The organism is Aquibacillus halophilus, assembly GCF_009649745.1.
GTDB classification, from domain to species: domain Bacteria; phylum Bacillota; class Bacilli; order Bacillales; family Amphibacillaceae; genus Aquibacillus; species Aquibacillus halophilus.
The window spans coordinates 278,284-290,966 of sequence record NZ_WJNG01000005.1; the positions used below are offsets into that span (position 1 = coordinate 278,284).

16 protein-coding genes are annotated in these 12,683 nt (G+C 35.1%); 2 read left to right on the top strand and 14 right to left on the bottom strand.

What is annotated here, in order from left to right:
• Window positions 1-42 precede the first annotated feature (42 nt).
• The 4 genes from sirA to GH741_RS07980 form a co-directional block, all read right to left on the bottom strand.
• Window positions 43-474 (bottom strand): sporulation inhibitor of replication protein SirA, encoded by a 432-nt coding sequence (gene sirA, locus GH741_RS07965; protein ID WP_153736247.1) that lies wholly within the window; start codon window positions 472-474, stop codon window positions 43-45.
• 154 nt (window positions 475-628) lie between these two features.
• On the bottom strand, window positions 629-2,632 hold the full coding sequence (tkt, locus tag GH741_RS07970; RefSeq protein WP_153736248.1) for a transketolase: 2,004 nt from the start codon (window positions 2,630-2,632) through the stop codon (window positions 629-631).
• 202 nt (window positions 2,633-2,834) lie between these two features.
• Window positions 2,835-3,074: a DUF896 domain-containing protein gene (locus GH741_RS07975; protein ID WP_153736249.1), complete on the bottom strand. Its 240-nt coding sequence runs from the start codon at window positions 3,072-3,074 to the stop codon at window positions 2,835-2,837.
• Window positions 3,075-3,214: 140 nt separating this feature from the next.
• Complete coding sequence (locus tag GH741_RS07980; RefSeq protein ID WP_153736250.1) at window positions 3,215-3,880, bottom strand: YneB family resolvase-like protein; 666 nt, start codon at window positions 3,878-3,880, stop codon at window positions 3,215-3,217.
• A gap of 291 nt (window positions 3,881-4,171) precedes the next feature.
• Here GH741_RS07980 and lexA point away from each other — a divergent pair, with 291 nt between their 5' ends.
• Window positions 4,172-4,795: a transcriptional repressor LexA gene (lexA, locus tag GH741_RS07985; RefSeq protein WP_153736251.1), complete on the top strand. Its 624-nt coding sequence runs from the start codon at window positions 4,172-4,174 to the stop codon at window positions 4,793-4,795.
• A gap of 84 nt (window positions 4,796-4,879) precedes the next feature.
• Here lexA and GH741_RS07990 read toward each other — a convergent pair whose 3' ends face one another.
• The 8 genes from GH741_RS07990 to GH741_RS08020 all read right to left on the bottom strand — a co-directional run bounded on the left by GH741_RS07990 (window position 4,880) and on the right by GH741_RS08020 (window position 10,882).
• Window positions 4,880-5,575 carry an abortive infection system antitoxin AbiGi family protein gene (locus GH741_RS07990; protein ID WP_153736252.1) on the bottom strand — a complete coding sequence of 232 codons (696 nt, stop codon included), beginning with the start codon at window positions 5,573-5,575 and terminating at the stop codon, window positions 4,880-4,882.
• 283 nt (window positions 5,576-5,858) lie between these two features.
• Window positions 5,859-7,190 carry a type I glutamate--ammonia ligase gene (glnA, locus tag GH741_RS07995; RefSeq protein WP_153736253.1) on the bottom strand — a complete coding sequence of 444 codons (1,332 nt, stop codon included), beginning with the start codon at window positions 7,188-7,190 and terminating at the stop codon, window positions 5,859-5,861.
• Between the two features lie 22 nt (window positions 7,191-7,212).
• Complete coding sequence (locus GH741_RS08000) at window positions 7,213-7,608, bottom strand: MerR family transcriptional regulator (RefSeq protein WP_153736254.1); 396 nt, start codon at window positions 7,606-7,608, stop codon at window positions 7,213-7,215.
• Window positions 7,609-7,786: 178 nt separating this feature from the next.
• Window positions 7,787-9,037 carry a methionine gamma-lyase family protein gene (locus tag GH741_RS08005; RefSeq protein ID WP_153736255.1) on the bottom strand — a complete coding sequence of 417 codons (1,251 nt, stop codon included), beginning with the start codon at window positions 9,035-9,037 and terminating at the stop codon, window positions 7,787-7,789.
• Window positions 9,038-9,045: 8 nt separating this feature from the next.
• Window positions 9,046-10,281: a GTPase HflX gene (gene hflX / locus GH741_RS08010; protein WP_153736256.1), complete on the bottom strand. Its 1,236-nt coding sequence runs from the start codon at window positions 10,279-10,281 to the stop codon at window positions 9,046-9,048.
• 145 nt (window positions 10,282-10,426) lie between these two features.
• Window positions 10,427-10,549, bottom strand: a complete 123-nt coding sequence (locus GH741_RS22095; RefSeq protein WP_276608218.1) for a hypothetical protein — start codon at window positions 10,547-10,549, stop codon at window positions 10,427-10,429.
• A gap of 7 nt (window positions 10,550-10,556) precedes the next feature.
• Entirely contained in the window at window positions 10,557-10,730 is a 174-nt protein-coding gene (locus GH741_RS08015; protein ID WP_153736257.1) for a hypothetical protein, read from the bottom strand.
• Between the two features lie 14 nt (window positions 10,731-10,744).
• Window positions 10,745-10,882, bottom strand: a complete 138-nt coding sequence (locus GH741_RS08020) for a hypothetical protein (protein ID WP_153736258.1) — start codon at window positions 10,880-10,882, stop codon at window positions 10,745-10,747.
• Window positions 10,883-11,050: 168 nt separating this feature from the next.
• Here GH741_RS08020 and GH741_RS08025 point away from each other — a divergent pair, with 168 nt between their 5' ends.
• Entirely contained in the window at window positions 11,051-11,359 is a 309-nt protein-coding gene (locus GH741_RS08025) for a DUF5634 family protein (RefSeq protein WP_153736259.1), read from the top strand.
• 44 nt (window positions 11,360-11,403) lie between these two features.
• Here GH741_RS08025 and spoVK read toward each other — a convergent pair whose 3' ends face one another.
• Together spoVK and hfq are read right to left on the bottom strand one after the other, a co-directional pair.
• A complete protein-coding gene (gene spoVK, locus GH741_RS08030; protein ID WP_153736260.1) occupies window positions 11,404-12,345 on the bottom strand; it encodes a stage V sporulation protein K in 942 nt (313 codons plus the stop codon).
• A 109-nt stretch (window positions 12,346-12,454) separates the two neighbouring features.
• On the bottom strand, window positions 12,455-12,679 hold the full coding sequence (gene hfq, locus GH741_RS08035) for an RNA chaperone Hfq (protein ID WP_153736261.1): 225 nt from the start codon (window positions 12,677-12,679) through the stop codon (window positions 12,455-12,457).
• Window positions 12,680-12,683: the final 4 nt, after the last annotated feature.

Here is a 12,683-nt window from a genome sequence, read left to right on the forward strand (position 1 = left end):
TACAGTATAGTAAAACACAGAAAATATTACAATAGATTAAATCTAAAGTAATACTTCTTTTTTTACGGGAGTAATCCAACCAGAATTTGTTGTACCCAACTCAATGACAAAAAAACTTGAACTAATGTTTTTTAATGGTTGAAACACCAATGTATCAACTTCTTCTACTGAATTACTCTCAATAACTAAATTTCTCCGTTTTATGTAGATGTTCAATGATTTATCACCTATATTACAATCCATTCTATTACTAGATGCGTTTATATTAATTTGATAGTTATGATATTGCCGTAAATGCTCTAAAAGAGAATTGTATGAAATAGTATGAGTAATATAATTGAATTGAGAATCTAAATATTTACTAGGAATAGAGTTATTGACATATTCATTTAAAAACCTATATAGAATATCAGGTTTGTAGAAGTAATTATAATGAAACTCTTCTTTGATCCAAAAAACAGAATATTTATGCATTTATTTGCCCTCCCACTACTTTAGCAAACATTATACATAAATATTTATTATTTTCTTGTCAAAACCTGTTAAAAATAAGCTAAACTTTTGTCTTATAGTTTATTTTTAGAAAGATGTAACCCCTTGGCATTAAAAGCCAAGGGGTTAATAAAGATTAATTAAATAGTGACTCAACCTGTTTTACCACATTTTCAGTAGTAAATCCGTATTCAGCCATAACCTTTTCTCCATCGGCTGAAGCACCGAAAGTATCAATAGCTAAAATTTTACCTTCGTCACCAGTGAATCTTTCCCAACCAAATGGTGAAGCCATTTCGATTGCTAGGCGTTTCTTAACAGTAGGTGGTAATACTTCGTCTTTGTAAGCTTTATCTTGCGTATTAAAACGATCCCAAGACGGCATACTCACTACACTGACATCGTACCCTTTTCCTTTTAGTTCTTGTTGCGCTTTAACTGCTAATTGAACCTCTGAACCTGATGCTAGTAACAATGCGTCTGGAGTTTCTTTGTCAGATGGACTTACTACATAAGCACCTTTCTTGACTCCTTCATAAGCATTCTTATCTGTACCTTCTAGAGTTGGTAGGTTTTGTCTAGTTAAAACAAGCATAGTAGGAGTTGTTTTCGATTCTAAAGACAAACGCCATGCAGCCTGTGTTTCATTACCGTCTGCTGGTCTAATTACTGACAGGTTAGGCATTGCTCTGAATGCTGCTAGCTGCTCTACTGGTTCATGAGTAGGACCATCTTCACCTACAGCAATAGAATCATGTGTCAGAACGTAAGTTACAGGTAAATCCATAATCGCTGACAATCTGACCGCTGGACGGAGATAATCACTAAATACAAAGAACGTGCTTGCAAATGGTTTTATTCCTCCGTGTAATGCCATTCCGTTAATCCCTGCAGCCATCGCAAATTCACGTACACCAAACCAAACATTGCGGCCACTATAGTCATTTCTAGAGAAATCTCCACCGTCTTTTACTGTTGTCTTATTCGAACCGGCCAAGTCTGCACTTCCACCAAAGAAATACGGTACAGTCTTTGCAATTCCATTTAACACTTCGCCTGAAGAAGCACGAGTAGCTAGGGTATCTTTTCCAGCTTCATAAACGGGTAATTCACTATCCCAATTTTCTGGAAGGTCTCCCTTGATAGCTAATGTTAATTCTTTAGCTAATTCAGGGTGAGCTGATTGGTATTTATCAAACATTTGATTCCACTCGTCTTCAGACTTTTGTCCACGGTCTACGATTTTTTCTTTAAAATCATTGTAGACTTCTTCTGGTACATGGAATTCTTCATGCTCCCATTTGTAAAATTCTTTTGTAAGTTTAATTTCATCCGCACCTAATGGGGCACCATGAGAAGCTGCAGAAGCAGATTTATTTGGTGATCCGAATCCAATAATTGTTTTAACTTCAATCAAAGTTGGCTGATCGGTATTTGCTTTCGCTTCATCTAATGCATTCCGTAGTGCAGTAGTATCATTTCCATCCTCTACACGAATAACTTGCCAACCATATGCTTTAAAACGATCTTCTACATTCTCAGAAAAGGATTGGTTAAGATCGCCATCCAACGATATATCATTAGAGTCATACAATGCAATTAATTTGCCAAGACCTAAATGACCAGCCAAAGATGCTGATTCGTGTGAAACACCTTCCATCAAATCACCATCACTCACTAGAGCGTAAGTATAGTGATCAACGACTGAATATTGGTCCCTATTGTACTTTGCTCCAAGGTGTTCTTCAGCCATTGCCATACCTACTGACATAGCTAGTCCCTGTCCTAATGGTCCCGTAGTAGCTTCTACACCGTCAGTATGATGAACTTCTGGGTGACCAGGAGTCTTAGAGTCCCATTGACGAAATCCCTTTAAATCATCTATTGTGACATTGTAACCTGATAAATGTAACAGTCCATAGATCAACATAGAACCATGACCTGCGGATAAAACAAAACGATCACGGTTAAACCATTTTGAATTTTTAGGATTGTGGTTCATGAAATCCGTCCATAATGTGTAAGCCATTGGTGCTGCACCCATCGGTAATCCAGGGTGTCCTGAGTTAGCGTTTTCAATAGCGTCTATTGCTAATGTTCTTATTGTATTAATTGACTTTTGTTCTGTTTGATTCGACATCTGTTTTTTAAATCCCCTTTCGATTTGAGAAAAAAATATGTACACACAACTCTTATCGTATAATGAAATAGGATAAGAAACAAGTCTTATCCTATGCAATTATAAAATTTTTACACTATAATTTAACAAATTTGTACGAATTTAAATTTAGTTTAAATATTATCCAAACATAATCTATTCCATTGAATTGTTTGTAATAAACTTAATGATATTTATTTTTGTTTTCATCCCTCATTTTTTTTACTTTCTCAGGAGTTACGTCATTGCCTTCAGGATCAATAACTTTCATGCTCTTAAATTGGTTTTTAAATGATTTCCTAACATTACCGAGATATTCTTGTCGTAACTCCTGTTGCTCTTCTTTCTCCTTATTTGTTAACCCATCAATCTTATCCTTTTTAGCTAAAGCATTAATCCGACTAATTTTATCTTTAGATAGCATAAATCTTCTCCTTTACAATATCCTCACTTTTATCAATGTGTAATTATTTTAATACAACTGAGTATTATTTAAATTAAAGTGGTTACTAACTTATTTTTAACAAAAAAGACAAGAACACACTTTACAGTGATCCTTGTCTATCATTCTATATCATTTTTTTCATTATATTCAAGTAATAGGTGCTCTTTGTACCTGCGGTGGACTGTTGCTCTTGAAACGGTATATCCCATTCCATTAAGAGTACTTGCTATGTCAGCAAATGTTAAGTTATTTTCCTTTAATCGAATAACTTCGTTGATTGGAAACTTAATTCTTTCTCTGCCAGAAGCTTGCCGTTGATTAGATAAGTTTAAACTAGGATTAAATCCATTAGATATAGCTCTTTTCATACCTCTTTTAATTTTTGCATTGTGAATTTTACGTTGATATTCTTCAACAATACTTACAATTTGTAATACCATTGAATCTGACTCTGAAAGTTGTAGCTTGCCATTATGAGATAAAGTGTAAATAGTTATGTTTAATTTGTTTAATTGATGGAGTAACGCAATTCTAGTGTTACCTCTACCTAATCGTGTTTCATCTTGAATAAGTAAACAATTAGCTTTTTTTGTAGAATAGTAATCTAATAACTTGAAAATACCTTCTCGATCAAATTCATAACCACTAAACTTCTCTTCAATTATATCAATTACTTCCATGTTGACTTGCTTTGCTAACTCTAGTAACTCGGCCCTTTGCCGCTTTAGTGATGTTGTTTGCTCTTCTTTGTCTGTACTAACCCTGCAGTAAATTATTGCTTTCATCATCGTTTCCTTTCAAATTAAGACTAGTTATCTATCAGCTAGTAACCATTGAAAAATACATAAATCCTAACGTCAACGCAAATGCAACTAAATAGAAGACATCAACTTTTGTTAGATTATGAAACATATAAACCCCTCCACTTATATATTAGAACCTCTGTTCGCCTCTATGTATATATACTAAACGCGAACATAGGTTCTTGTCAAGTATTTATTCGAACGAATGTTTGTATATCTTTGGAAATCGTGGTACAATCTTGTTAATAAATATATGTACGAGGTGTTTAATAAATGACAAAACTATCAAAAAGACAAGAAGCCATCTTGCAATACATAAAAGACCAAGTACTAGATAAGGGATATCCACCTTCTGTAAGAGAGATAGGGGAAGCTGTTGGTCTTGCTTCAAGTTCAACTGTCCATGGTCATTTGTCTAGACTAGAAAAAAAAGGCTATATCCGACGTGATCCTACAAAACCAAGAGCAATTGAAATACTCCATTTACATGACGAAAACGCTATACCTAGAGGTGAAGCAACTTTTGCACCTGTAATAGGGAAGGTTACCGCTGGTCTACCAATAACGGCCGTAGAAAATATAGAAGAATACGTTCCATTACCAAATACGATCGCTAATCCGGGTGACAGTTTATTTGTCCTTATCATTGAAGGTGAGAGTATGATAGAAGCGGGGATTCTTGACGGCGATATGGTTATCGTTAAGCAACAACAAACCGCTCAAAACGGTGAAATAGTAGTTGCAATGACTGATGAAGACGAAGCTACTGTAAAACGATTCTTTAAAGAAAAAGATCATATAAGACTACAACCAGAAAATGCAACAATGGCTCCGCTTATCTATCAAAACGTGTCAATTTTAGGAAAAGTTGTTGGACTATATAGAACTATTCATTAAAAATAGCGACGGTCCTCAAATAGCGAGAACCGTCGCTATTTTTTTTTAAGCAATTAACACTTTGATTTATCTAAATCAAACATATTAAACATTTTCTATCAAATCCCAACTCATCACACTGATGTTGTTATAGCCACTTTTGTTTAAGTGCTGATAGATGTCCTTAACTTCTTTTTTAGGTACAATGATCGCTTCTACTTCATCTCGAGCAAATGAAAAGTTTTCTAAACACCTCCATTCCCTCTCGCCATAAAAAGAACCACCATAATCAGAAGCAAAATTAGTTATTTTAAGAAAGTTAATAAGAGGGTTTTCTTTTTTTATGCCTATTAAATCCCAAAGCTTGGCTTCAATAGGGTCTCTAATATTTATTCGACTAGGATTAATAATGATATTGTGGTGATTTATCCTTGCATAAAATGGATCCAAATACAATACAGGATGAAAGTTTTGATGAACTTTCTCAGAATTAAATCCTATTGCATACTCTCCATAATATCTACGGTGATATGTTAAATCGCTTAAAGGTATATCACAAACACAACAGAATTTTTCAGTCTCGACTTCTTCTGCTACTTTTTCAGTTGTGGTCGCTTTTAGTACTTGGGTTTCAATAATGTTTTTCAGATTACCCATAGCCTGCTTAGAACTTCTTAATTCTGTATGCTCTTCTACTTCTTTAAGAGCACGGTAATTATGCCATACGGTCCCACCATCACGAGAGACTGGTCCACCAGTAAAATGCCAATAAATATTTGAGTAGTATCTAGGCTTACTCAAAGTCGGTCCCCCCAATTCAAGACTAAAACTCCATTTAAATTATTATCTAATTGTTCCACAAATATGATGAAACAAACTATTTATAACATGATTTCAGTTTTACAGATTGAAAGTTTGTTAACTCTTCTAAATCATCTTGCTTAATACTTTCACATCTTTACTATTTTGTCCTTTGTACACGGGGTTATACAAAGGAATCTGGAAACTTCTTCTATAGCCTTTTCTCTTTAAAAATAAAAAGCGTACTATCATTTTTAAAATGATAGCACGCTTTGAAAATCTATTAATACGTTTGTAAGTATTGTTCTCTTTCCCATGGATGAACCTGAGTACGGAACATATCCCATTCAATTTCTTTTGCTTCTACAAAATGTTCAAATAGATGCTCACCTAACGCATTAACTATTATTTCATCGGATTTCAATAATTGAACTGCATCGTAAAGAGTTGCAGGTAAATCTTGCACACCATTTGCTTCTCTTTCTTCTTTATCCATAATATATATATTTCGATCAACAGCTTTAGGTGCAGCTAATTTGTTCTCAATACCATCTAATCCAGCTGCAAGTAATACTGCCATTGCTAAGTAAGGGTTTGCTGCAGGGTCTACACTACGAACTTCAATTCTAGTGCTCAATCCTCTTGAAGAAGGAACACGAATAAGTGGACTTCTGTTAGAACCTGACCAAGCTACATAACAAGGCGCCTCATAACCAGGTACTAGACGCTTATACGAGTTAACCGTTGGATTAGTAACAGCAGTGAAATTAAGAGCATGTTTAATGATACCAGCAATAAACTGATAAGCGGTTTCACTTAACTGTAGTTCTCCACTTTCATCAAGGAATGTGTTAGTTTTGCCTTTAAATAGAGACATATTACAGTGCATACCAGAACCATTAACACCAAACAAAGGCTTTGGCATAAATGTCGCATGTAAACCATGCTTTCTAGCGATAGTTTTAACTACTAGTTTGAACGTTTGAATATCATCAGCATGTTTTACTGCATCAGAATATTTAAAGTCAATCTCATGTTGACCAGGAGCAACTTCGTGGTGAGATGCTTCCACTTCGAAGCCCATTTCTTCTAGTTCTAATACAATATCACGACGGCAGTTTTCACCAAGATCTGTTGGAGCTAGATCAAAATAACCACCTTTGTCATTCAATTCAAGAGTCGGTTCACCCTGTTCATCAAGTTTGAAAAGGAAAAACTCTGGCTCTGTACCAAGATTAAAAGCACTAAATCCTAATTCTTCCATTTTCTTAAGATTACGCTTTAGATTGTAACGCGGGCAACCTTCAAACGGTGTACCATCCGGATTGTAAATATCGCAAATGAAACGAGCAACTTTCCCTTTATCTGAAGTCCAAGGGAAGACTAAGAAAGTATTAAGATCTGGATATAATTTCATGTCAGACTCTTCAATACGCACAAACCCTTCAATAGAAGAACCATCAAATGCCATTTCATTCGATAACGCTTTGTCTAGCTGACTAAGAGGAATTTCCACGTTTTTAATTGTTCCTAGTAGATCCGTAAACTGCAGACGAATAAACCTTACATTTTCCTCTTCAATTTGCTTCATAATTTCTTCTCTTGTTAAACCCATAGATCTCTCTCCTTTAATTCATTTAATGAAAGAATCTTGACATTTCGCCTTGTCGCATTGTAGCTTTACCAAGCCGTCCTGTATCAAATAATTCTTTTTGTAACATTTTTCTTAGTTCCTTATCCGTTAATTCTGGTGTTTTCTCATTTTCATCCATCTGTTTGGTTATCGGTAAATCTTTAATAGAAAGTACCTGCTTGATACCTGCTAGATTAATCCCCTTTTCAATCAACTCCTTAATTTCAAGTAGTCGATCAACATCATTAAAGGAAAATAATCGTTGATTACCGTCTGTTCGAGCTGGATGAATTAAATTATGTTCTTCATAATAACGGATTTGTCTTGCTGTTAAATTTGTTAAAGACTTTACTATACCTATGGAAAATAAGGGCATCGAACGTCTATCAATATCGCTCATACTGGGCCACCCCTTTCCTAACTTACCTTTTCCATAACTTTATTATACACGTGGAATTATAATTGTCAATACGTGTAAGCTTTCTTTACATAAAAATATTCAAAAAAATATAAACTTATAATCTATAAATTGAAATTTACGGGTTTCTGTAGATTTATAACTAAAAATTAAATCGACTTTATATTTCTATCTTTATGAATTCTTGCTTAATTAAATTAGAAACAGCAGCCATAATTGCTATTTTTACATGTGCGTAAGTTAAACCACCTTGTACAAAAGCAGTAAAAGGAGGACGGATTGGGCCATCGGCAGTTAACTCTAAACTAGCACCTTGGATAAATGTTCCAGCAGCCATTATTACATTGTCTTGATAACCTGGCATAGGTGATGGATATGGGGTAACATGAGAATTAATTGGTGATGCTTTCTGAATGGATTGACAAAAAGCGATCATTTGTTCAGCGCTATCAAAGTTAACTGATTGTATTAAATCAGTCCTTTTGTCAGTGTAAGCTGGTAAGGTTTTGAATCCAAGTAAAGACAGAAAGCGAGAAGTGAATATTGCTCCTTTTACCGCTTCCTCTACTATATGGGGAGCAAGAAAAAGCCCTTGATACATTTCCTGAAGCATTCCTATGCTTGCCCCTATTTCTTTTCCTAATCCTGGAGCCGTTAATCTATTTGCAGCCATATTTACAAGTTCTTTTTTACCAACGATATACCCACCAGTACGAACGATGCCACCACCAGGGTTTTTAATTAACGATCCTGCAATTAAATCGACACCTACATGAGGTGGTTCTGACGCTTCAACAAATTCCCCGTAACAATTATCCACAAAGATAACAATGTCCGAATTGATCCCCTTAACGAATTGGACCATTTCCTTTATTTGATCAATTGTAAAGGATGGTCTATCTGCATAACCTTTGGATCTCTGTATGGCAACGACTCTTGTGTTTACGTTGATTTTATTTCGTGTTTCACACCAATCAATTTCTCCAGATTCAGTCAGGGGAACAGACTGATATGTAATATTAAAATCTTTTAAAGTTCCCGTATCTTGCTCACCTTTATTATTAACCAAACCCTCTAAAGTATCATAAGGATCACCTGTAATATACAGAAGCTCATTCCCCGGTCTTAATACTCCAAATAAAGCAGTCGTTATTGCATGAGTTCCAGACACTAGTTGCGATCGCACAAGAGCATCTTCACTACCAAAAACTTCAGCGTAAACAGACTCTAGCACATCTCTCCCATAATCATCATAGCCGTATCCTGTCGTTGGATTGAAATGACTATCACTTACCTTATGGTTCCAAAAAGCCTCCAGTACCCTTCTCTGGTTAATTTCAGCTACATGCCTTGCTTGCTTTACTTGTTCTTCAATTTCACGTTCTGCTCTATCTGCTAATTGTTCTATCATTGTTTATTTTATTGCTCCTTCACTAAATATCTTAGGGGGTGTTCTGGATCGATGTGACCATGGATAACATAACCTTCTTGAGGTTCATCATAGAATCTTTCATTAATAATTGTACTACTATTTAACTGTTGCAACAGTTTTCCATCTGATGCCGGTATAAAAGTTTGATAAGATTCCCACTCGTCCTTAATCAACTCTTCCGTCTTGGTCAGGATCCGATTAAGATCTACCGACTGATAGGCACTGACAGTTAGAGATGGGTGTGCGCTAGGGATAAAGTCTTCAGTTAGTAAATCCTTTTTATTGTAAACAGTTAGCATTGGTATTTGATTGGCATCAAGACTATCAAGTAAACGATTTACTGTGTGCTGATGTTGAACCTGATCAGGGTGAGAAGCATCTACCATATGCAATATGAGGTCGGCTTCTGTCACTTCTTCCAATGTTGATCTAAAAGCAGCTACAAGGGCCGTAGGAAGATCCTGTATAAACCCTACGGTATCCGTAATTATCGCATCTAAACCACATGGAAGTTGAATTTGTCTTGTCATAGGATCTAGAGTTGCAAAAAGTTGATTTTCTTCAAGAGAATCACTTTTTGTTAACCGATTAAACAGCGTCGATTTTCCGGCATTCGTATATCCCACGATTGCGATTTGAAATGCTCTGTTTTCTCTCCTTCGCTTTCGGTATTGCTCTCGTTGATTTACTACAGTGGCTAACCTTCTTTTAATCTCATCGATTCTTCTTCGGATGTGTCTTCGATCAGTTTCAAGTTTCGTTTCACCAGGACCACGTGTTCCTATACCACCACCAAGACGAGACAATGCCACACCTTGTCCATGTAAACGCGGGAGCATATATTGATACTGGGCTAATTCGACCTGTAATTTACCTTCCTTAGTGTTTGCTCTCATAGCAAAAATGTCTAAAATTAGTTGACTTCGATCAATTACACGAATTTCAAGTCGATCTGTAAGGTTTCGTAATTGTCCTGCTGAAAGTTCATCGTTTGAGATGACCAAGTCAATCTCGAGTTCATCCACTAATTCTTTAATCTCCTCAACCTTACCTTCTCCCATATATAAAGCTGGATGAATGCGTTCACGCTTTTGAATAATAGTTTTAAGCACACTTCCCTTTGCGGTTTCGGTTAATGATTTAAGTTCATCTAGTGAATACTGGAGTCGGTCTTCATCCTGGTTTTGATGATGTACAGCTATCGTTAGTACTTTCTCCTCCATAGTTAACCCCTCTTCCATATATGTTAAAAAGATATCTATTCAAGTCTAATGTTTGTTCATTTCCTTATAGTTTATCAAAAATGAACAGAGAATGAAAAAATTGGATACCTTAACTTCTAAAAAAGGTGTAAAAAATACATGGTACTTACTTTTTTTCAAAGTCCCTTAAAATTTGTCTTTTAATAATTTTATCTCTTTCTCCTCCATCCGAAAGTTCTTCAGAAAACTCGTGAACCTTAATAGTGGAAAATTTTTGGTCTTTTTTCATGTTACCTTTATTCTTCATCATCATCATACTGATTCAAATAACTGTTTTCTCCTGGAGCATAACTTACATTCCTGAGATTAAACTCCGCTTGTCCCGGATAAGTTATTTGGTGTTCAATATCTCTTGTTTCTACTTTATCATTACTTGTTTTATTAAAGTAAGATCTGTTTTTTTTATCCATAAAAACCCTCCTAATTAACCTTTAGATCCAGGTCCTTCTTTTGGTCGGTTGTGTTTGCTTCGGTTATATAAACCTTCACCCTCTGGCAGGCTTTCTTTTGGTGTTTTATTATTTGTTAGTGCTGCATTTTTTTGTCCGCTTCTTTTCTTCATAAATTTCATCTCCTCAATTTTTATTAATTGTAGTTTGTGATTAAACTTTAACGATAGACAAGGAAATTAATGTATAACGATATTTTTCATAATAAGGAAAAGGAACGTTAATAATACACAAAACAGATTATATAGAGGGTAGTAACTTCTCTAGAAAAGGAGCAAGCTATGGAGTATATACCGAGACAACAGATTTTAGGAGAAATTCAAAATAACTTCCAAACAATACTTGAAACATATGATATCGATGAAGTAGGAATATTTGAAGAAGAAGGTCAAGATAACAATTATTACATGGGGTACACAATAACCAAGGATGACAAAGCTTTTTTGATACACCAAACGTTTAAGAAAAATGATGAAGGGAACATGGCTCCAGTATTACAGGAATGGACAGTTGAATCGGATGAGCCTAATGACGAAGATAGAAGTGGTTTTGGGAGTTTAGATGAAATTTTTAACAAAATATTTAATTAAAATATCCAAAGACCCTTACATTTTGATAAGGGTCTTTGTTGTTTCTAATCCAAAAATAGATCGTTTCTAGTAATTAGCATTAATTCTTCTGTTGTGTACTTATTTTGCTTTAATAATCTGACAGCATGCTTTCGAACGGACTTTTCAATTGTATTTCGAACGAAACGAGCATTTGAAAAATTTCTTAAATTGCTATTTTGTTTTTGTTTGATAAGATAGTCACGTAACTTCCATTCAGCTTCTTTTGTCAGTTGATATTCACGCTCTGAAGTCATCTGTCTAGCAATTTCTAAAAGTTGTTCAACTGAATAGTCATCGAAATTCATTACGATTGGAAACCTAGAAGCCAAACCCGGATTCAGTGATAAAAAATAATCCATTTCTTCAGGGTATCCTGCAAGAATCAATATGAATTTACTATGGTGATCCTCCATATGCTTCACTAACGTATCAATAGCTTCTTTCCCGAAATCCTTTTCTCCACCCCTTGCTAGTGAGTACGCTTCATCAATGAAGAGCACGCCACCCATTGCTTTTTCTACAAGGTCCCTTGTCTTTTGAGCTGTGTGTCCAATATACTCTCCGACGAGGTCAGCGCGCTCCGCCTCGATAAAATGACCCTTTGAAAGTACATTCATATCATAAAATGCTTTAGCGAGTTTTCTAGCAACAGTCGTTTTCCCGGTACCCGGATTCCCTTTAAAAAGCATGTGAAGTACTTGATTTTGAGTCTTTAACCCTACCTGTTCACGTTTTTGATTAATTTCTATGTTTGCATATATTTCCTTTATCGTTTCTTTTAGACGATTCATTCCAATAAAAGAGGAAAATTCCTGATCAATCCTATGAAAAGGGTCAATACTTTCGCTTTTTAAAAGATTATTTCTTTCAATAGAAAGATTCTCTCTCTCATGCAGTACAATATTAATTTGATTTTTGTTGAATGATACTTGAGAGTCCACGTTACCACCCCTTACTCTCCTCATTATACGTTTGAATAAGAAAGTTTGTGACATTTGCCCATTAAATCATCCAAATAATATTATTATTTAATTATCATAAAAAAAAGGACGCAAAATTGCGTCCTCTTTTCCATTATTCTTTCTCTAAATTAACATTCTTTGCAGGAGCGAATGTAGATATTGCATGTTTAAAAATTAATTGCTGCTTGCCATCAGTATCAAATAGAACTGTAAAATTATCAAAGGCTTTCACCGTTCCCCTTAACTGAAAACCGTTTGTTAGAAATACAGTCACCTGTATCCGGTCTTTTCGAAGCTGATTGAGATATTGATCTTGAATATTAACCGATTGAGACATCAAA

Excerpts from the sequence above, each read along its gene's own strand:
- GH741_RS08025 (WP_153736259.1), top strand. The coding sequence starts at position 11,051 with ATGGAGTATATACCGAGACAACAGATTTTAGGAGAAATTCAAAATAAC.
- spoVK (WP_153736260.1), bottom strand. The coding sequence starts at position 12,345 with ATGAGGAGAGTAAGGGGTGGTAACGTGGACTCTCAAGTATCATTCAAC.
- GH741_RS08015 (WP_153736257.1), bottom strand. The coding sequence starts at position 10,730 with ATGGATAAAAAAAACAGATCTTACTTTAATAAAACAAGTAATGATAAA.
- lexA (WP_153736251.1), top strand. The coding sequence starts at position 4,172 with ATGACAAAACTATCAAAAAGACAAGAAGCCATCTTGCAATACATAAAA.
- GH741_RS08005 (WP_153736255.1), bottom strand. The coding sequence starts at position 9,037 with ATGATAGAACAATTAGCAGATAGAGCAGAACGTGAAATTGAAGAACAA.
- GH741_RS22095 (WP_276608218.1), bottom strand. The coding sequence starts at position 10,549 with ATGAAAAAAGACCAAAAATTTTCCACTATTAAGGTTCACGAGTTTTCT.
- glnA (WP_153736253.1), bottom strand. The coding sequence starts at position 7,190 with ATGGGTTTAACAAGAGAAGAAATTATGAAGCAAATTGAAGAGGAAAAT.
- hflX (WP_153736256.1), bottom strand. The coding sequence starts at position 10,281 with ATGGAGGAGAAAGTACTAACGATAGCTGTACATCATCAAAACCAGGAT.
- hfq (WP_153736261.1), bottom strand. The coding sequence starts at position 12,679 with ATGTCTCAATCGGTTAATATTCAAGATCAATATCTCAATCAGCTTCGA.
- tkt (WP_153736248.1), bottom strand. The coding sequence starts at position 2,632 with ATGTCGAATCAAACAGAACAAAAGTCAATTAATACAATAAGAACATTA.
- GH741_RS08000 (WP_153736254.1), bottom strand. The coding sequence starts at position 7,608 with ATGAGCGATATTGATAGACGTTCGATGCCCTTATTTTCCATAGGTATA.
- sirA (WP_153736247.1), bottom strand. The coding sequence starts at position 474 with ATGCATAAATATTCTGTTTTTTGGATCAAAGAAGAGTTTCATTATAAT.
- GH741_RS07975 (WP_153736249.1), bottom strand. The coding sequence starts at position 3,074 with ATGCTATCTAAAGATAAAATTAGTCGGATTAATGCTTTAGCTAAAAAG.
- GH741_RS07980 (WP_153736250.1), bottom strand. The coding sequence starts at position 3,880 with ATGAAAGCAATAATTTACTGCAGGGTTAGTACAGACAAAGAAGAGCAA.
- GH741_RS08020 (WP_153736258.1), bottom strand. The coding sequence starts at position 10,882 with ATGAAGAAAAGAAGCGGACAAAAAAATGCAGCACTAACAAATAATAAA.